Source organism: Novipirellula artificiosorum, assembly GCF_007860135.1.
GTDB lineage: Bacteria > Planctomycetota > Planctomycetia > Pirellulales > Pirellulaceae > Novipirellula_A > Novipirellula_A artificiosorum.
In genome coordinates this window covers 670,274-690,664 of the sequence record NZ_SJPV01000002.1, presented here as the reverse complement: position 1 = coordinate 690,664, position 20,391 = coordinate 670,274, and the positions used below count along the sequence as shown (strand labels likewise).

General features: G+C 55.6%; 14 protein-coding genes. 9 read left to right on the top strand and 5 right to left on the bottom strand.

Features of this window, described 5'->3' with window-relative positions:
- Positions 1–5 precede the first annotated feature (5 nt).
- The 4 genes from Poly41_RS08455 to Poly41_RS08440 are packed head-to-tail and all read right to left on the bottom strand — an operon-like array spanning position 6 to position 5,500.
- Positions 6–1,022, bottom strand: a complete 1,017-nt coding sequence (locus Poly41_RS08455) for a WD40 repeat domain-containing protein (protein ID WP_146525457.1) — start codon at positions 1,020–1,022, stop codon at positions 6–8.
- Positions 1,019–2,365: a DUF1501 domain-containing protein gene (locus tag Poly41_RS08450; RefSeq protein WP_146525456.1), complete on the bottom strand. Its 1,347-nt coding sequence runs from the start codon at positions 2,363–2,365 to the stop codon at positions 1,019–1,021. Before Poly41_RS08450 ends, Poly41_RS08455 begins: the two co-directional genes overlap by 4 nt.
- Positions 2,343–4,475 carry a DUF1549 domain-containing protein gene (locus Poly41_RS08445; RefSeq protein ID WP_146525455.1) on the bottom strand — a complete coding sequence of 711 codons (2,133 nt, stop codon included), beginning with the start codon at positions 4,473–4,475 and terminating at the stop codon, positions 2,343–2,345. Before Poly41_RS08445 ends, Poly41_RS08450 begins: the two co-directional genes overlap by 23 nt.
- A complete protein-coding gene (locus Poly41_RS08440; protein WP_146525454.1) occupies positions 4,472–5,500 on the bottom strand; it encodes a hypothetical protein in 1,029 nt (342 codons plus the stop codon). The genes Poly41_RS08445 and Poly41_RS08440 overlap by 4 nt, the downstream gene beginning before the upstream one ends.
- A gap of 260 nt (positions 5,501–5,760) precedes the next feature.
- Between Poly41_RS08440 and Poly41_RS08435 the strand changes: the two genes are divergently transcribed.
- The 5 genes from Poly41_RS08435 (at position 5,761) to Poly41_RS08415 (ending at position 11,452) form a co-directional block, all read left to right on the top strand.
- Positions 5,761–5,940 carry a hypothetical protein gene (locus Poly41_RS08435; protein ID WP_146525453.1) on the top strand — a complete coding sequence of 60 codons (180 nt, stop codon included), beginning with the start codon at positions 5,761–5,763 and terminating at the stop codon, positions 5,938–5,940.
- Positions 5,941–5,955: 15 nt separating this feature from the next.
- Entirely contained in the window at positions 5,956–7,218 is a 1,263-nt protein-coding gene (locus tag Poly41_RS08430; RefSeq protein ID WP_197231159.1) for a uroporphyrinogen decarboxylase family protein, read from the top strand.
- 136 nt (positions 7,219–7,354) lie between these two features.
- Positions 7,355–8,410 carry a 3-deoxy-7-phosphoheptulonate synthase gene (locus Poly41_RS08425; protein ID WP_315853731.1) on the top strand — a complete coding sequence of 352 codons (1,056 nt, stop codon included), beginning with the start codon at positions 7,355–7,357 and terminating at the stop codon, positions 8,408–8,410.
- A gap of 187 nt (positions 8,411–8,597) precedes the next feature.
- A complete protein-coding gene (locus Poly41_RS08420; RefSeq protein ID WP_146525451.1) occupies positions 8,598–9,821 on the top strand; it encodes a GNAT family N-acetyltransferase in 1,224 nt (407 codons plus the stop codon).
- 161 nt (positions 9,822–9,982) lie between these two features.
- Positions 9,983–11,452, top strand: a complete 1,470-nt coding sequence (locus Poly41_RS08415; protein WP_146525450.1) for a caspase family protein — start codon at positions 9,983–9,985, stop codon at positions 11,450–11,452.
- 108 nt (positions 11,453–11,560) lie between these two features.
- On the opposite strand, the gene Poly41_RS08410 is transcribed toward Poly41_RS08415, so the two are convergent.
- On the bottom strand, positions 11,561–13,054 hold the full coding sequence (locus Poly41_RS08410; protein ID WP_197231158.1) for a phosphohexomutase domain-containing protein: 1,494 nt from the start codon (positions 13,052–13,054) through the stop codon (positions 11,561–11,563).
- 144 nt (positions 13,055–13,198) lie between these two features.
- On the opposite strand from Poly41_RS08410, the gene Poly41_RS08405 reads away from it, so the two are divergent.
- The 4 genes from Poly41_RS08405 (at position 13,199) to Poly41_RS08395 (ending at position 20,391) form a co-directional block, all read left to right on the top strand.
- A complete protein-coding gene (locus tag Poly41_RS08405; RefSeq protein ID WP_146525448.1) occupies positions 13,199–16,348 on the top strand; it encodes an HzsA-related protein in 3,150 nt (1,049 codons plus the stop codon).
- Positions 16,349–16,721: 373 nt separating this feature from the next.
- Positions 16,722–17,969, top strand: coding sequence for a DUF1559 family PulG-like putative transporter (locus tag Poly41_RS08400; protein WP_146525447.1), 1,248 nt, complete (start codon positions 16,722–16,724; stop codon positions 17,967–17,969).
- A gap of 97 nt (positions 17,970–18,066) precedes the next feature.
- Positions 18,067–18,231: a hypothetical protein gene (locus Poly41_RS33880; protein ID WP_197231156.1), complete on the top strand. Its 165-nt coding sequence runs from the start codon at positions 18,067–18,069 to the stop codon at positions 18,229–18,231.
- A 399-nt stretch (positions 18,232–18,630) separates the two neighbouring features.
- Entirely contained in the window at positions 18,631–20,391 is a 1,761-nt protein-coding gene (locus Poly41_RS08395) for an alanine/glycine:cation symporter family protein (protein WP_231615515.1), read from the top strand.

The following is a 20,391-nucleotide window of genomic DNA, read 5'->3' as shown; positions in this document are numbered from 1 at the left end:
GTCCTCTATCGCTCTGATTTGGGGAGCACTCGAATCAACTCACCAGCCGTGCCGCCGACAAGAAAGCTGCCATCCGGGGCCGCAAGCACCTCGTAGGCCCAGCCGTTGATCGCCTCCAACTCTTGTTCGATTTCAACCGTATTTGGGTTGAGCAGACGAAGTTTCCCATCGACACAAGCGACCGCCAGTCGTTCGCCATCGTGAGACCAGGCAATCGAAAGCGGCTCGGCGGGTAGGCGAGCAAAGCGTACAAGCCGACCGATCGACGGTTGCCACAGCCGCACGGTTTTGTCGACGCTGGCGGATGCCAAGTAGGGAATCGCATGGTCGCCCGGTCGCGTGGCAAGGTCACGAACGATTCCAGTGTGGTTGTCGAGAGTCCTGATGGGAAGCGTGATGGGCGGTGCTTCGTTGTTCCGCGCAGCGTCAATCGCAGCCGTTTCGAAAACGGTCCAAAGTCGCAGGCTTTGATCCACGCCTGCCGATACAATCCCTTTGCTGTCTGCAAGATACTCAACACTCAATACGCGTCTGGAATGACCGATGAGTCGGCGCCGTTGTGTGACTGCCCCATCGGACCACTGCCACTCGATGAGTTGGTTGTCAGCGGCTCCCGTCACGAACCGATCTTGCCTGATCCAAACCGCAGAATAAATCACGTCGTCATGAGCGGTACTCGAGGCAACCTTGGTGAGCTCCGGCCACAAAACGATTTGCCATTCTCCAAACTCGCTGGGTGAGCCACCAACGATCAATAGATACTGACCATTGGGTGAGAACTTCAAGTCATGAATCTGCGTGATCCCCATCGCGTTTTTCTGGCTCTCTGCCAAGGAGGGCCATTGGCGGACTTCAAGCCCCGCTTGAGATCCAACGACGACCGCGTCATCAGACGGCGCGAACTCCAATGCAGTGATGGGGGGCTGAGCTTGTGAAAGCGATGACGTGATCAGCGTGATAAGAAGGGAGACGTAACGCGATGCTCGCCGAAGTGCGCGTTGCTTGATCGGAGAACATCTCATCCGACAATCTCGTTTATAGGCTTTCCATCCAGACTCACTTTCACGGGTCGCCCGTCAGGAGTGAGTAACGTCGTTTCAGGATCGATCCCCAGCAGCAGATAGATCGATGCTGCCAAATCGGCTGGCGTAATCGCCCGGTCGCGAGGACTTTCGCCTCGCTCGTCACTTGCCCCGATGATTTGTCCACCTGGAACACCACCACCCGCCAACATCACGCTGAACACTCGAGGCCAGTGGTCACGTCCGCCGCGCGTGTTCAACTTCGGCGTGCGGCCGAATTCACCCATGACCACGACCAAGGTTTCCGCTAGCATGCCTCGGTCATGCAGATCGGTGATCAGAGAGGCAAAGGCGCTATCGAGTGATGGGATCAGTCCCACGGGAACTTTGGCCCCCGTATAACCCTCCTTCAGCCGGGTCACCAAATCCTCGTGTGTATCCCAGCCTCGATTGTTGACCGTGACGAATGGCACGCCCGCTTCAACGAGTCGGCGTGCAAGGAGACAACATTGTCCAATCGACTTCCCGCCATAACGGCGCTGCGTCTCGGCCGACTCGGCTGACAAATCGAAGGCATGCTTTGCAGCAGTCGACGTCATCAGCCGATAGGCTTGCTCGAACGCGGGATCGCTTGGCCCCTTGGCATCGGTCGAGCTTTGAATCCCATCGAGTGAATGCAGATAGGCTCGCCGACGATGAATTCGTTCGTCGACGATGCCGGGAAACGGATCGAGATCTTGGACACGAAAATCGGGCTTTGCCGGATCCCCTCCGACTTCAAACGGAGCGACACTCGGTGGAAGGTATCCCGGCGCACTGAAATTTCCACCCCCCACTCGCATATTCGGAATGGCGACGTGGGAGGGGATGTCACCTGGATTTTGATTGAGGTGGGATACGACCGAACCCATGGCAGGATAATTCAGTGCGGGTGTCGGCTTGTAGCCCGTCAGCAGATAGTGAGTACCAAAGTTATGTTCGCCCAGTGGTGAGGTCATGGATCGGATGATTGCGGCGTGTTGCATCAAGGCCGCTGTTTGCGGCATCAGTTCGCTAAGCTGAATACCAGCGATCGACGAGGCAATCGCCCCGAAAGGTCCACGAACTTCCTTGCTGGCGTTCGGCTTGGGATCAAGTGTTTCGAGATGACTGGGGCCACCATCGAGCCAAATCAAAATGCAGGATTTAGCTTTTGCAGACGCCACGGCCGCCGCGGCTCGGTTGAAGTAGCGATTCAAACCGAGGCCCAAAGCGGACAGCCCGCCAACGTGCAAAACATCTCGCCGTCCAAGGCTCGCTTTCGCTCTGACCATCGTCCGCCTATTGGTTGGTTGTGAATTCATGGCAATTCAATAGTGCCCAAAGGAAATCCTCTAAGCGTGCTGCCTTCTCGTATGCGTCTTCGGTTGCGTCAAGGCGTTCGCACCACTGAGCCAACTCGTCCGAGGAGGGCGGTCGGCCGAGAGCTCGCAGGTAAAACTCGCTGACCATCTCGTTTGTCTCCGTCGCCTCGGTCCACAAGCGACTCAATCGTCCATCGTCGTGTTGGATCTTTTCATTGAGCAGTTCGCCATTCATCAAGTGTAACTTTGATGCGATCCCACGACCGCCGCTGACGGCGGTGGAACATCCTTCACCGGGCAAGCATTGACCTAGAAACACCAGTTTCGATGAGGAATGCGTTCGATCGACCACATTGATCGCGCGACTCACACCATCAAAATCATCGGCGACACCTGTCACGTCGCTGATGGCATCCGCCAGCACTTCGGCGGTGAGTTGTTTCGTCATGGCGTAGGAATAGAACCGGTCGTCCGGCGGGCTGTCGGCGGGGCGTCTTGACGATCGCTCATAAGCGGCAGAATGGCAGATCCGTCGGATCAGTGGCCGGATTCTGTAGCCGTTTTTGATGAAAAAATCAGTGAGCCGATGAAGCAGTTGGGGGTGTGAAGCCGGATTGGTCGATCGAAGATCGTCAACAGGACTCACCAATCCCCGGCCCATCAGGGCTTCCCAGATTCGACCAACCATCGCTTTGGCAAAGTAGGGGTTGTTTTGCTGAGTCAGCCATTCGGCGAATTGCGGTCGTTGATCGAGTTCGCCCTGCAGGAACCGCTCGCCAGGAATCCGGGGGACCGCGGCGTGACCGGTGCGAGGATGCATGACTTCGCCGCGGCCAGTGAAGCGAACCACTTGCCCGCGTTCCAACCCTGCGAAAATTGCCGCCAGCCCGTGAAAGTCATCCTGCGTCCATTGATCGAGTGGGTGATTGTGGCAATTGGCGCATTGAAGACGAACCCCCATCAAGACTTCACTCATGTATTCGGCTTCGTCACGAGCGTTCGCGACGAGACGGTGTACCGTGGCCGCGCCATGGCTGTGAGTGTCTCCTTCGGCAAGGATCAACGAGACAGCGATCTCGTTCCACCCCACATCGTTGGCGACTTGATCCTTCAACCAACGGTAGAAGACCTTTGCCGCCACATCGTCAGTGGCTGGCTTTCGAAAACGAAGTTGGATCGCAAGTCGATGGGTCCAGTAATCGGTGAACGCTTCCGATTGAAGCAGGCGATCAACCAACGCAGATCGTTTCGAATCGTTCTCGTCGGCGACAAACGGTTCCACTTCCGCCGGCAGCGGCAACCGACCGGTAAGATCGAGTGACAGACGACGCAAAAAAGTAGCATCGTCGGACGGCATTGCGGGTGAGAGCCGTAAGGAAAGCAGTGTTGAGTTGATCTCTTCGTCAACCCAGTTTCTTTGTGCCCAGCTGGGAAAAGAAGGGAGCTCCGTACCGAGCGGTGTCGTGACGGAGACGGTCTTGACGAAGCTGGCGAACCGAATGACGGCCCCGTGCCGACCGGGTAGCGTGATGGTTGCATTTCCGACGGGGTCAACCTGCAGCGCGGACTCGTTCTGGCTGACATAGGCCGATTCGCGGGTGACGTCTCGTTCCACGCCATCGCTGAATACGGCCGTCACGTTTAGTGGAAAGCTGGCAGGGACCTTTTCGGCGACAAAGGCATTCGGTGTCACCAATAACTGAACCACTTGCCGCAGTCGCAGTCGAGGTGTGCCTGACGCGATCCAGTCGGCGAGGGTATGCGCTGCTGCACCATCAAGTTGTAACACTTCCCCCCCTCCGTGCTCCAATCGCCCACTCGGTTTCGCAAGCACGAGACTCTCGGTCGGTTCAACCGGGTTGACCCGACGTCCCTCCAATTCATTCACGATCGTGCGATAATCGAAATCGGGATCACCGCCAAACAGCGAAAGACGGAATCCCCCCTGGCCTGCTGCACTACCATGGCAACTGGCCGTGTTGCACCCCGCCTTGGAGAGGATCGGTACGATTTCAGTATCGAAATCAACGGCTGTACCGAAATCAACCTCCGCCGCGCTGGCCATGTAGCCGCAAAGCAGGATGGTTATGCAATAGAGGAACCCTCTCATTTCGACTCGACTTTCGTTTTGGAGTCGCCAGGCGGATCGTTAGACGCATCGGTCGATTGGCTTCTATCGGTTGATTCGACGCTTGAGGAAGCGAATGCCTTCGACCATTTCCTGAGCAACGCCTGCGCCTCGGTCGTTCCGTAGTTCGAGAGTTTGCCGCTGCCTACGATGGTGCTCGACGCTTGATGGACGCGTTCCTTGAACCAAGCGTTATTCGCAGCGAAATCTTCCACGATTTTCGCAGCGGCGGCAACTTCCTCCGGGGTCGCGTTTTTCTGTATCACAGGCGACATCATGCGACGATACGTTTGTTCTCGATCGGGTTGCCGGTCCGCGGCTCGCATCGCAACGGACCGTTCTTGGAATCCCATTTCCGCAAGCGTCGGTGCGTTCTGTCCACCGAGCACTTTCACGATCGCATGGCCAATTTTGGGTGCGTCCGTCTGGAGACTTGGCTGCACAAGCGGAAAGTTTGCGGTCACGTTCCCCTTTGTGCCCACAAGCACGGTTAAGGTCATTTTGCGATTGAGCCCATAGGATCCCGGACCCTCAATGCCTTCGAGCGAGATTCGTGGGGTCACACCCTGAGGAAGTGCGCTACGTGCTCGCCGCAAAAACGCTTCGGTCTCGGTCGGGTCTTCCCCGAGGAAGACAAGCCGTGATTTCAATCCTTGCTCTTTTTTCGTAGCAGCGTAGTTCATCACTAACCGAACGGTGGCAATCGACGGTCGAGTCACTTGATGCACAAACACCAACAACAGCGGCGAGTCCTCAACGTCGGCGAGCACCTCGACGTCCTCGTCGGAACCAAACGCAGCTGGGGCCTCGAAGGGGACAAAGGCTTCACCGACCTGAGGTCCTGAGAAGAGAGGCTCGTCAGCGGGCGCCAACGAAAGGATAAGAAAGGAAATAACCGCAGTGATCCAAATGATTCGCATTAGCTCTGGTCCGCCTGCTATGGCTTCTTCCACCCTTCGAGTCGATTGCCTCGACAAGGTGTGCCGAAGCACGAGTCGATGATGCATGATTGGGGGTGCGCTTAGAACCGATCCAAGCTAGAAACGCCATTGATTGTAGCACGACTCGAGCTTCATCCCGCGTTGCTGACCAAAGTATTTTTTCGCATTTTCTAATTTTAACGGGGAGATCGAATTCAAATCTCACGAAATACCTGCGTGTTCTTTCCGACGTGGCGTCCTCGAGCAAGTGATTCTGATACGATCTGATTGGAAGTCGAACGCCGTTGCATCACGAACGCATTTTTCATGCAAAGAAGACCTGTTTCATGAGACGGATCATCATTCTCATTATCAGCATTCTCGGCGCGGTCTGCTTGCTGGCGAAAATTCAACACGTAGTATTCCCTCTAGCAACGCTCTCGCTTTTCGCCTCGTCAGCTTACGGTCAGACCGAACCGATTGCCTGGATGCGTCTGGGAAACGAAAACGGTGTCAGCAACGAATAGGATGAAGAGAAACTCATGATGAATTCACGTCAACGCGTACTATCGGCAATTCGACATCAGGAACCGGATCAGGTTCCCGTCGATTTGGGGAGCACTCCATCGAGTGGAATTTCGGCGATCGCTTACAACGCCCTGGTTGGGCATCTCGATTTGGATGTCGGCCCAGCGAAAGTCTATGACGTCGTCCAACAACTGGCTCAGCCTGACCCGCAGGTGCTCGACCATTTTGGCGTCGATGTGCTGGATATTGGCCGAGTGTTCAATACCGCTCCATCCGATTGGTATCCCTACACCTTGGCGGATGGTAGCACCGCTCATTATCCCACTTGGTTCCGACCTGAGCGACAGGAGGACGGTTCATGGATCGCAAAATCCAAGGACGGGATGCCGATCGCAAAAATGCCAGAGGGCGGTACCTTTTTTGATCAAACGTTTTTTCCGTTCCCCGATCAATACCCAGACGATTTGAGTGGCTTGGACGATGCAATGGGCAAGGTTTTGTGGGCCGCCTTCGCACACAGCCCTTGGGATCACCTTAACGACGAGGGATTTTGGCAGACGCTGCGAGGTCGTGCGATCGAGCTTCGAAGCACGAGTGACCGCGCGTTGATGATCGTCGTTGGCTGCAACCTGTTCGAATGGGGGACCTTTCTACGCCGAATGGACAACTTTTTGATGGATCTTGTTGCTGAACCCGACAACGTGGCGCGGCTGTTGGACGAACTGATTCCGCGGCATCTGGCATTCTTAGAGAAAGTGTGCCACTACCTGGGTGACGTTGCCGACATCTGTCGCTTCGGTGACGATTTGGGGATGGACTCGGGCCCGTTTATGCGGCCGGAAACCTATCGCACGCTCTTCAAGCCTCGGCATAAGTTGCTGTGCGATTATGTGAAACAACACAGCTCCATGCACACCTTCCTGCACTGCTGCGGGGGGATTCGTCCACTGATAGGCGATCTGATCGATGCTGGATTCGAGGTGTTAAATCCGGTGCAAACCGCGTGCGCCGACATGGATCCAACCGAATTGAAGCGAGAGTTTGGTCGAGAAATCACCTTTTGGGGCGGCGGTTGTGATACGCGACAAGTTCTGAACAATGCCACCCCCGAGCAGGTCAAGTCCCACGTACGAGAGCAAGTAGAGATCTTCGCCCCGGGCGGCGGCTTTGTCTTCAACACGGTTCACAATATTTTGCCTGAAGTTCCCCCGCAAAACGTGATCGCCATGTTCGAGGCGCTTGGCGAAATCAGGGGGATTGCACCTAACATGCCGTGAATCATTGCAAGAAATGCCCCTCTTGCCGAAATTGGATCGGGATGCCCGATTGATCTTTTGCGTCGATCAACGATAGTCATGAGAGAAGAATTGATTCCGATGCCACCGAGACGATTTGATGACTCAAGAAGCCCAGATTCCAGCGACCGACGATCTTCGAATCGATGCGATGACGACGCTGATGCCGCCGCAAGATCTGATGGCGGAGATTCCGGTCGAACCCAAGGTGGCCAGGACCGTTTTTAACGCTCGTGAAGGGATCAAGCGTGTGCTTCGCGGAGCAGACGACCGGCTCGTGGTCGTCGTCGGTCCTTGCTCCATCCATGACCCCGGCGCAGCCATGGAATATGCCGCCTTGCTCGCTGCAGAGCAGCAAAAGCACCAGGGTCAATTGCTCGTCATCATGCGAGTTTACTTCGAAAAACCTCGCACGACCGTGGGTTGGAAGGGCCTGATCAACGACCCAGGGCTCAATGACAGCTTTGAAATCAACCGAGGGCTTCGTACGGCTCGCGGATTGCTTCGTGACATCAACGCGATGGGTTTGCCTACCGGCACCGAATTTCTCGACTTGATCAGCCCGCAATACATCGCTGACCTTGTCGGTTGGGGGGCGATCGGTGCACGAACCACCGAAAGCCAAGGCCACCGTGAATTGGCATCCGGATTGTCCTGTCCCGTTGGGTTCAAGAACGGAACGAGTGGGAATGTACAAATTGCGGTCGATGCAATCTGCTCCGCACAGCATCCCCATCATTTTTTATCCGTAACCAAAGAGGGCCGATCTGCGATCTTTGCGACCACAGGCAACCGTGATTGTCACGTCATCATGCGGGGCGGAGCACACCCGAATTACGATGCAGCCAGCATCGACACGGCTTCCGAGTTGCTGCAAAAAGCAAACCTTCCCCCCCAGTTCATGATTGACACCAGTCACGCGAATAGTCGCAAAAAGCATACCCGACAACGATACGTCTGTCGTGACATCTGTAGCCAAGTGAGCGACGGCGACGAACGGATCATCGGGGTGATGATCGAAAGCAATTTGGTCGAGGGTCGCCAGGATTTGAGTGACGGGAACCTTGTCCGAGGCAAAAGCGTCACGGACGCTTGCATCGGCTGGGACGAAACGGTTGCGATCTTGCAAGACCTGAGTGCTGCGGTCGTCCAGCGGCGAGGAAACCGATCGTAGCACTTTGACGCGCTCCTCGTCAGACCGATTCCCCATTCTCCGATCCGTCGCTACGGTCATGGACCCGTTTCAAGTGACGTTTTCGAATGGCACATCCCTTCGGAAAATGCTCTAGACTGTTGGTCGTCTGTTTCCGCAGGCCCCTTGCTACTGTTCGCTTGCACTCACCAAGATTTCGGTTCGCCTTATGCAGATGGAAGCATTCGATTCTCGTGTCACGCGGCGCCCCTCGGGCTTTCATTTTGCAATCGCCGGCAGGATCGAATTCTTGAACGCAGCGGACTGGGACTCGGTGGTGGCGGAGGCATCCCTCTTTTTGAGTCGCCGATACTTGCAATCAGCTCAGGAAGAATTTGCTGCGAAGATCCTTCGTGACTTTGCCCTTGTCTATGACCGCGACGAACCGGTCGCCGTGATCGCGACTCAGTCGTTTGACGTGGCTGGCGACCAATTCCTAGGTGTGAAGCTCGCAAACAAGAAGGGATTGCCAGACGAATGGAAGCGGAAATCGCTTTCGCTCCTCAAACGCAGAATCATGATGTGCGGCAATGTCCATACATGGGGGCCGCACGGCGTTGCGATCGCACCCGGCCAGGATCAGGAGCGGGTTTGGCAAGGTATAGCAGAGTGTCTGTATCGCATTAGACGCGCCGATCGGTTACACGGGCAAGTCGACTACGTGATCGTCAAAGATCTGTTTGATACGGACCCGTTGAATGCGGTTGCCTTAAAACCGTTTCGCTATCGATCGCTCGAAACCGAGCCCAACATGGTTCTTACGGTTGATCCGCGATGGCAGTCGATGGACGATTATCTCGGTAGCTTGACCAAGCGTTACCGTGCTGCAGCCAAAAAAGTTAGAAAACCCTTTGATTGCGGCTCCCTAACCGTGTCGCCGATCGAAAACGTTCGCGGCGAAGCCGACCGGATTTTGGAACTGTACAAAGCCGTCGCATCGAGGGCTGCCGTCTGCTTGTTTGAATTGAGCGTCACAACGCTCCCGCGGATGGCTGAATCTCTGGCCGAAGATTTCGTTACGATTGGAATTCGTGAAGATGCATCGTTGATCGGATTCGTGACGATTGTTCGCGACCGAGAAACAGCGATTGGATTCTACCTTGGTCTCGACTACGAAGCCAACGCTCGACTGCCTGTCTATCACCGCTTGTTGTTAGCGGTGATCGAACAAGCGATCCAGTGGCGATGCAAAGCGATCTCGTTTGGGCGAACCGCGTTAGACGCCAAGAGTCGACTGGGATGCAAACCCGAAGCCACCCATGTCTGGATCAGACACCGGGTTCCGCTACTCAACGTCGTCGTCCAGCACGTGTTGAAGAATGTCAACCACGACGAGCCGCCCGAACGAAATCCGTTCAAGGATGCGGAATCGTTCTCTAACCAGGATGACTAATCCTGCCATGCTGCGTCCGTGAGAATTTGCGGAACTGGAGCCAAATCACGCGGTCTCTTTTGGTGTTTCCGGGGTTCGACCCACCAGGGTCATTCCGCGCATTGCATTATTCATGTTAAACACAAAAGCCGGCACCAATGAAGCGAACAAGGAATCGAACCATGGCAAGACTTCTCTTTCCTTTCTTCCTACTGGTCTGGATCCTCGTTTTCGCTGGCCCCTCCAATCTGGATGCGCGAGACTTTTTCCTGACGATTGGCGGCGGCTTCTCGCCATCAGGCAATCAGGCTTCGTTGGAAAAGAATGTGCTGCTGTTTCGACGGACGATGGAGAAGCAACAGATGGAGCCCTTTCGCGATGACACGTTTTTTTCCGACGGAGACAACCCGCAGCCTGATCTTCAAGTCATCGACGCGGAATCGATACCGAGATCCAACCGTTTGATGGCAGAGTTTTTTGGTTCTCAGCAAGACCTCGGGTTGAGCTATCGAAATCACGAACTTGCCAATGTCCGCGGTCCGTCGAAACCGGATCCCATTCGACGCTGGTTCAACGCGATAAAAGGTCAAATAGGCCCAGGTGACCGGCTGATGATTTATGTGACCGCACACGGTCAGCGGAGTCGACAACGTGAACGCAGCTACAACACGTCGATTGCGATGTGGGACAATTCATCTCTGCAAATGCAAGAGTTTGCAACGCTATTAGATGACTTGCCTGACGAAATCAGCGTTGTGATGGTGATGGTTCAGTGTTACACCGGCGGCTTTTCGCACGTGATGTTTCGCGGGGGTGACCCCGAAAAGGGGCTCTCGCCTCAGCGGCGAGTTGGCTTCTATGCGACTGTGCATGATCGCCCCGCCGCTGGTTGCACCGCCGAGGCCGACGAGACGAACTACGCCGAATACAGTACCTACTTTTGGGCTGCGATGTCGGGTGTGGATCGTGCGAATCAGCCGATCGAACGTCCCGACTACGACGATGACGGCAAGGTGTCCTTTGAGGAAGCGCATGCTTATACGATCCTGATGGCCGACACGATTGATTTACCCGTCAAAACCTCAGGTGAATACCTTGCCGTGGTTAGCCGTTTCGCTGCTGATGACGACGACAACACCTCACTGCTGAAAAATGATGAACCGTATCGTGTCGTACTTCAATATGCTTCGCCCGTACAGCGGCGGGTGCTGGACGATCTATCAAAGCAATTGGGCTTAGAAGGTGACAATCGACTGGTCGATGCGTGGCGCGCGAGTCGTCCGCAACGGCGTCGTGGGCGTGGGCGACCAGAAAGTGAAGCCGAACAAATACGAAAACGAATTGCGAGTGGCGTGAGAACACGTTGGCCTGAGCTTGCCAACGTCATGAATCCAAAGTCGATTGAATTGGTCACGACCCTGCAAGACCGATTTGTCGGCGCCATCGAACAGCACCCCGAATACTCGCGGTACTTAGAACTGAAATCTCGTGAGGAATCCTCGCCCGATGAGCAGTATTTGCGTGTCAAGCACGAGCGATTATTGAGGGTTGCAGACAACGTCCTGTTGGCCGAAAACTTGAGGCGACTTGATCAGCCAAAAGAGTTGGCCAACTATTTGGCGATCGTTGCAGCAGAACGCGAAGCGTTGTAGGGAATCTTCCCTTGCCCAGCAACCCATTGCGCGCTGCCGCATTGAATCGCGACGCGTTCGCGATCGTTCGTACGACTTAACGATCATCCAGGCCCAGACTTCATCGGCTCAAGGTGTTCGTGCGGGCAGCTGAAGATCAGCGAAATCGGCAAGGAAGCTGCAAACACGTTTGGCCATAACAGCAACGCCACCCGAGACATCGCTTTCAATGTTGATCGGGATCTGCGGATCGTGGAGTGATTTACGCATCAAAATCCAGCCATCCTCAGAAGTGACGTGGACGCCTTCATAGCTATTCGGAGTAAACGACCATCCCGCTTCTTGTTCCACGAACCGCTTGAACGCGTCGAGTACTTTATCCGCATAGGCCGAGAAATCGTCGACCAGAATCATCGGACGAAACTCGAGTGTTTCGACCGGTTCCGGGAGTTCGGAAATCAACTCATCCACCGTTCCTTCGCCGGAAGCCCTGAGCTGGGCGATCTTGATCAGGATTTTGGCAATTTGGTAGGCGCCATCATCGAGGAAGTAGTTTTCCTTCAGTGCGCCGTGGCCGGAGGTTTCCAAAGCCAGGAAAGCTGGCGAACCGGATGCGTTCAGCCGAATCGCTTCGTTGATCACGTTCTTGTAACCGCGTTGGAAGCGATGATGAATGCCGCCGAGCTTTTCCTCAATCCACCATTTCAACCCTGTCGATGTGACCGAGTCGGTGACGATGGTCGAACCAGGATGCTGTTCGAGGACGATTGTAGCCATCAGCGCAATGAAGCGGTTTCGGTTAATCGGTTTGCCATTCCGATCGACCGCACCGGCGCGATCAACGTCGGTATCGAAAATGATACCGAAGTCGGCTTGGTTCTTTTTGACGGCATCGATAATCGCGTCCATCGCAACTTTGTCTTCCGGGTTTGGAATATGGTTGGGGAACGAGCCGTCGGGCTCAAGAAACCGGCTTCCCGTGGTATCCGCGCCGAGAGGTCGAAGCACCTTTTCAACGAAAAATCCTCCGGCACCGTTTCCTGCATCAACCACGATTTTCAGCCCAGTCAGCGGCTGGTCCGCTCCCGCTCCCGCGCGGATGATTCTTACGAGATGGGCCGCATAGTCGTCGATCAGCGAAGTCTTCGTCGTATTCGAAAGCTCGACTCCTGGAAGTGTTCCCGCCTCGGCTGCAAGGGTCAGGATTTCTTTGATGCTCGGCTTATCAAGTCCGCCTTCTCGAACGAAGAACTTCATTCCGTTTCGGTTGAACGGCAGGTGGCTGGCCGTCAACATGATCGAGCCGTCGTAGCCATGGTGCTCAAATACCGTCGACATGTACATGGCCGGCGTCGAGGCCAGCCCGCAATCGAATACGAAGCAGCCGCCTTTTTCTAAACCTTGGAAGACTGCTGTCTTGAGCACGTCAGAGGAAAGACGCGAGTCGTGACCGACCGCAACACGGAGTTCCGATTTTCCTAGCCGGGTTTCTAACCACTGGGCAAAGGCATACCCGATCGTGCGTGCAATCTGTTCGTTCAAAGTGACCGGCTCGCCCTCGACACCTTCGATCGCCACACCACGCACATCACTTCCATTCTGCAACTTTTGATAGTTATTCACGATTCGATCTCTCCGATTGATTCAACTTGTCCACGCATCGCCCAGGCCGTCAATTCAGGTTACACTATTCAGTCGGTGAACAAGTATCACAGAAGGCAGAGTTCCAGGCAACGGCGGTGCTGAGCACCCTTGCAATGAGAGGGCATGATGGTCAATCGAAGGTGTTGGATTCGTTGTTGCACAGTCAGCATGGTGGTCACGATGACGACCGCGGTTTGTGCCAAGCCGACCAATCTCGCACGATTGGCTTCGGTGTCAGCATCGAACGAATACAGCGAGGCCTACCTTGCGAAATTTGCGGTCGATGGTGATGTCCCAAGCAAATTGGGGGCCGATGATCGAGGTCGCAGTTGGGCAGTGCGGCAAGGCGACTCGGGTGGCAAGGGTTGGTTCACACTTCGCTGGGATCAACCACAAACGGTCGCCGAGATCATCTATTTCGGACGCACCTCGTTCCTAATGCATGAGTGCTGGAAAGGTTACGAGCTGTATCTTGACGACGAAAGTACTCCCAGCGTTGTGGGGCAGTTTGAGATGAAGCACGGTCCGCAGCGGATCACGTTGGATCGTCCCAGACGACTGCGTTCGGTCCGACTGGAATTCACCAGTGCTCAGCGTCCTGGCAACGCCGGTGCGGCTGAGATCGCGGTTTTCGACACTCTTCCCAGCGACGAGGAGCTCGTCAAACTCTTTGGCATGCAAAGCATGGACTTGCCTCGTTCACTTCCCGCGTTTCTGGCTGGTTTGGGAATCGACCAACCCAACGTCGCAGACCTGCGGGCGCTCATTGAGCGATTGAGGCATCTGCACGGTGATCGTTACCTGCTAGCAGAGCAGCACCTCGCACAACTGGAGCGACTTGAAAAGGAGAATTTCACGAACGGCGACTCCGCCCTTGGACGCGTGCTCCATCCGAATCCAAAGCTGCAAGCGCTAGTCGATCTGCAACGTTCGGTGCTGTTGTTTGATGTCGAGAAACTGCTGGTCATCAGACGCCACGAAATCGCCGCTTCGCACGTCTACACGTACCACTACGAAGCACAACGCAACGGCGGCGGACTCTACCTCATCGACCCGCACCACCCGGACGGGCGCGCGGACGACGCTTCCGTTGAGGTTTTGGGAACACCCGACGGCCAGATCCTCGACTGCGATCTTTCCTATGACGCCACTCGCGTGCTGTTCAGCATGCGTCGAGGAGATCGCCCGGGCTACCATGTCTATGTCATCAATGTTGATGGAAGCGGCCTCGTCCAACTCACCGATGGACCGTGGCACGACTACAACGCTTGCTGGCTGCCTGATGGGGGGATCGCCTTCTTGTCGAGTCGCGAACCTCAATTCGCCTACTGCTGGCATGCACCGGTCGGAATTCTGCACCGGATGGAAGCCGACGGTTCGAACGTCGTGAAGCTGTCGGCCAACTATCTGAATGACTTCACTCCCTACGTGCTCAACGACGGTCGAATCATTTACAGTCGCTGGGAATACGTCGATCGTCCCGCAATTCCCATTCAGAGCCTCTGGACGATATCGCCCGACGGTACCGGAATGGCTGGTTACTTTGGCAATCGGGTACTTTCGCCCGGCAGCTTCATGGACGCTCGTTCGGTCCCGGGAAGCCAACAGATCCTTTGCACGATGACCGGTCACAATGGTCCGACACGTGGCGCGATTGGTCTTATCGACAACCGCAAGGGGGCTAACGCACAAGATGCGATCGTCAACTTGACGCCCGATACTCCGATCGCAAACGTTGACCAAGGGAACGGCAACACCAGCGGTTCAAAACCGTACAGCTGCCCCATGCCGTTGGATTCGGATCGGTTCTTGGTATCCGCGCGCGGCCCATTGCTGGTACGCACCCTCAACGGACGATGCCAATCGACAGCGATCGCAATGCCGGACTCAGAGCTCCAGTACTTTTTCGCACAACCATTGTCTCCGCGCGTTCGCCCACCGATCATTCCACCCCAACTGCGTGACCCGGCGCTTGGCAACGCAGCGATTATCGGCATGCAGGACGTTTACCATGGTTTGTCAGCGGATGTAAAACGGGGCGAAATCAAACAGGTCCGCGTGGTCCGCGAAATGTCGAAGCCGCTGCGGATCGATCCGGACCGGCGAGCATTCGGGTTTCAGTTCCCGGTCATCTCGTGTGGGGCAACCTATGCGGGCAAGGATGTACTCGGCGATGTCCCGATTGGCGAGGATGGCAGTGCCCTGTTTAAGGTACCCTCGGGGGTTCCGCTTTACTTCATCGCGTTGGATGCAGAGGGTCGTGCGGTGCAGCGGATGCGTAGCTTCACGCACCTGATGCCAGGTGAGCGTCAGGGATGCGTGGGTTGTCACGCGGATCGACTTAGCGCGTCGGTGCCGCAGATCGGGATGTCGAACCTCGAATCAGTGCCACTTGAATTGTATCCGCCCGAGTGGGACACCGCCGATCCAGATTCGCCTGGTTTCGACTACGCTCGGTTTGTTCAGCCGATCTGGAATGAACATTGCATCCAATGTCACAACCCGATCGATAGCGAGGGCGGCTTGGACTTGACGGGCGATCAAACGGACTTCTTCAATGTGTCGTATGAAATGCTCGCCCGTGAGCATCAGGGGCGGGAAGGTACCCCCTATGTCAACTGGATTCCGACGTACAACGGTCAAGAATGGAATATTCGCGAAGTAACGCCACGACGCTGGGGGAGCTATCGCAGCCGACTGGCAGAAATCGTCCGCACCAATCATGTGTGTACCAACCCTGGTTTTTCCAACAAGTCGACGACCACTACCAAGGCAAAGTTCGAGATGAGCGACCGGGAGCGACGCCGTGTCTACGCCTGGATCGATCTGAATGTACCCTACTACGGGACGAGCGAAACGGCATACCCAGATGCGATCGGTTGTCGACACATCTATCCGGAGGATTTGGATGCCGTGCTGGCCGATGTGGGCAAGCGACGTTGCACACCGTGTCACGACACCGTTGCCCCAAAGTACCAAGGTCCGCAACAGCAGCAGGCCAACGTTGGTTGGCATCGCCCCATGGCCGTCCCCCGCCATTCATGGACACGAATCACCCACCCCGAGTTGAACGATTTCCTGCTCGCGCCGTTGGCCCAATCCGCTGGCGGAACCGAGCGATGTGGGAAAGCCATTTTCAAATCGACAGCCGACCCTGACTATTGCGAAATTCTAAAAACGTTTGCTGACGTCAACGCGATGTTGGAAGCGCACCCTCGACTCGACATGCCCGGCGGCCGACCGTCTGCGGAGGTTAACCGATGCAGTGAGTAGCCGTTGGACGTTTCATGCCCTAGTAGACCGTCAGCATTACATTTTAGGGTAGTGGATTTCGCCGTTTAGCCGCGGATGGTGCGAGTGCATCTGGGGTTGGAAACGCAAACCAACCTTCGCCCCCGAAGGAGACTGCTGGAGCAGTCTCCGCAGGTTGCCCCAGATCAGTCCAGGCGGGATCCACTCAGCTGGAGTGTCGACACCTGTGCACCTCATTAGGTTTTCGATCGAGATCGAAGTGTTTTTCTAAATATTGTCCAACGACGCTTAAAGAAAACGCCCCTCGACGCCTGGATATCAGGTAAAAAAGGAGTCGTATAGACTTTGCATCTTTGCAAAGGCCAATTCCTTCTTCCTTCCGGAGATTTCTCACATGTGTACAAACAAGATTGGCAATAGACGCAGCGCGTTTACGCTGGTCGAATTGCTGGTGGTCATCGCGATCATCGGTGTCTTGGTTGGGTTGCTACTGCCAGCGGTGCAGGCGGCTCGCGAGGCCGCTCGCCGCATGAGTTGCAGCAATAACGTCAAGCAAATTGGGTTGGCAATCCATAATTACCACTCTGCATTCAGTGCGTTGCCCATGCAGGCTACAGGCACGTACATCCCCGAGGGCCGAGACCCCTGGGATACGAACCCTGGACGTGAAATTTCGAGCAACATGCGTCTTTCGTTTCTCGTCGGGCTGACACCTTTCTTCGAGCAACAAGCATTGTGGGAGCAAATCTCCAACCCGCTCGGCTACAATGCGAACGGCAGCACCAAAACACCACCCTGGCAGTCGATGGGGCCTCATCCCGACCGAGTTCAGTATCCGCCATGGGGAACCGAGATGCCCACGCTGCGATGCCCCAGTGACCCCGGCGTCGGGCTGCCTGCTCTTGGCCGAACCAACTACGCCGCATGCGAGGGTGATTCAGCAGTCCACTCGCGCGACATGTACCTCAACGTCGACGAGTTCGGATCCGACCCGAGTGTGACGTTCCCGTACTCGGTCGACAACGCACATGCCACCGCATCCAACGGGTCTCAGCGTGGGATGTTTGTCAACGGGCGCCAGATGAGATTTCGCGATGTCTTTGATGGATTGTCGAACACGATCATGTGTGGTGAGATTGCCACCGACCTCGGCGAAAATGATAAACGGACCACGGTTCCGACGAACACGGGAGCCCACGCGGCACCGAACGAAAAGAACCAATGCCGATTGAACCCGTCCTACGCAGAGCCCTATGTCGACTCGACCCGCCCACTGTATTGGGACCCAAACGGTTTGACCAAGAATGCGGGTTGGGGACGCGGTTTCCGCTGGCATGACTACATGCCACCCTACTCCCAGATGCACACGGTTCTTGCGCCAAACCGAGAGCTTTGCTCCGACGGTCGAGATCACCGTGACGTCGTTGCACCACCGTCGAGTCGGCACCAAGGCGGGGTTCACGTTTTGATGGGTGACGGTGCGGTCAAGTTCATTACCGATTCCATTGAAGCTGGGAACAGTCAAGCGCCACAGGTATCGCACCGTGCCGGTTCGCCTACGCCGGGCAGCAAAAGTCCCTATGGTTTGTGGGGCTCGCTGGGATCTCGAGCGGCCAAGGAAACGGTCGAGGCTTCTTTCTAGTCGCTACTTTGCTAGTGACCCTCTATCAAACGCTGGAGCGGCTTTCGCCCAGCGTGATTTCAACTTCAACAACAATGGATACGACAAGGACAGAATAATGAAATACTGGATACTCGTTGGTTGCCTTTTCTTCGTCGGTTGCGGTGGCTCTGGCCCAACGAACGTTGTCGGTGACGCAGACCAACAAGCGCTTGACGATTACGAAGCTGCGCTCGCCGAGGCGGACGCGATGGCTGCCGGGGACCCTGACTTTGAGCGGTAGGTAGCCCCTTCTCGGCGAAGGCCAGAAACGAGCTGTGTTGGTGATAGTCCAGTCCGACGTGATAGGTTATTTTCGACATTGCTCGTTGCTCCGAGTGAAATCAGGGGAAGTTAGATATCACTTGGTTTTACTCTGCAGCGAGCATTTCATCCCCATCTACCAAAGTCGTCACTTGTTGTTCACGCGATGCTAAGCGTCGTTTTCTCGTCGTGGTGGGAGTTCGTCGGACATTCTTTTGATGCTCAGTGCGGCGGTTCTGGGCCAATGGAGCGCGAATCTGCTACGATATCGGTCAGCTTCCTGTGAAACAGGTCGTCTGGTCTGTCAACCAACGATCGTTTGGACGCTCTTGTCGGTGTCGTTGTATGCGAAAATCCTCCGCCCCATCTAAAGATTGACATGAAAGAGCCTGAAAAACCCGCGTTTTCAAGTCGGTATCCGTCCAGCGGCAGCGTCTTGCTGGTGGTTGCCGGTTTCTTGATTGGCTTGTCGACGCTCTTGGCCCCAACAACGGCCTACGGTCAAGTCGATTCGCCGGATGAATCGTCCGAGGTGTTTGAGTTGCCGGCGGAACCGTCGCTGGACGAGGTTGTTTCGGACGAGGTTGTTTCGGACGAGGTTGTTTCGGACGAGGTTGTTTCGGACGAGGTTGTTTCGGACGAGGTTGTTTCGGACGAGGGTTCGTCTGCGGCCGCCGAGATGAATTGGATGCAGCACATCGATGCGGCGTTCGGTAAGTACATCGTCGACAATGTCGCAGCGGTTCTGTTTTTTGATTTTGGAACAAGTCAATGGCTGGGGACCAGTATTCCCTTTGTGGTGGTTTGGCTGTTGGCAGGTGGCCTGTTTTTGACGCTGCGAATGGGATTTATCAATTTTCGTGGATTTCGGCACGCCATTGACCTGACTCGCGGTGTCTACGACTCGCCTGACGAGCCCGGCGAAGTGACCCATTTCCAGGCCCTGGCAGCCGCACTTTCGGCAACCGTCGGGCTCGGCAACATTGCGGGTGTCGCGATTGCCATCGGGACCGGCGGCCCCGGCGCCACGCTTTGGATCATCATGGTGGGTTTGTTGGGGATGACCGCCAAATTCACCGAATGCACGCTTGGACAGCTTTACCGGGTGAGCGATAAGGACGGCCATGTGCTCGGCGGTCCCATGCGTTACTTGCGCAGCGGGCTCAAAGACATTGGGCTTGAACCCCTCGGACGTGTGCTGGCCGCGTTGTTTATGGTGCTGTGCATTGGAGCCAGTTTCGGCGGTGGGAATGCTTTTCAGGTCGGCCAATCGCTTGAAGCGATTCGTGACGACGTTTCCTTTCTGCAAACCATGCCATGGATCTACGGTTTGGCGATGGCGGTTGGCGTCGGGGTCGTGATCATCGGCGGGATCAAGAGCATTGGTGCCGTCGCGGGGAAAATTGTTCCGTTCATGTGTGTCGCTTATGTCCTCGCAGCCCTCTATATCTTGCTGCACAATGTGACAGAAATCCCCACCGCGGTTGCGACGATTGTCAGCGAGGCCTTTTCACCTCGGGCAATGTATGGTGGCTTTCTCGGCGTCCTTGTGATCGGAATCAAGCGTGCCGTGTTCAGTAACGAAGCGGGTGTTGGGTCCGCCGCGATCGCCCACTCGGCTGCCAAAACCGATGAGCCGGTCAGCGAGGGGATCGTCGCGCTCTTGGAGCCCTTTATCGATACCGTTGTTGTCTGCACCATCACATCGCTTGTGGTCGTTGTCACGGGAGCCTACGAGGCGCCCGAAATGGCCGACGCGATCGCGAACGACCAAGGAGCCAAAGTGACCTTGTTTGCCTTCGTGAATGGTGGCCATGATTGGTTTCGCTATATCCTTTATGTTGCCGTGGTTTTGTTTGCCTACTCGACGTGCATCAGTTGGTCGTATTATGGCGAGCGGTGCTGGGTCGAATTATTCGGTGTTCGCACCTCGCTGATCTACAAAGGGTTGTTCTTGGCGTTCACGGTGCTTGGGTCGATTGTCACGCGAGGCAACATTTTGGCTTTCAGTGACCTGATGATTCTGGGCATGAGCTTTCCGAACTTGCTCGGTGTTTTCCTGCTCAGCGGGATCGTCAAGCGGCAGCTTGATTCGTATTGGAAGAAGTACCAAAGCGGCAAGTTAGTACGGGTGAAGTAG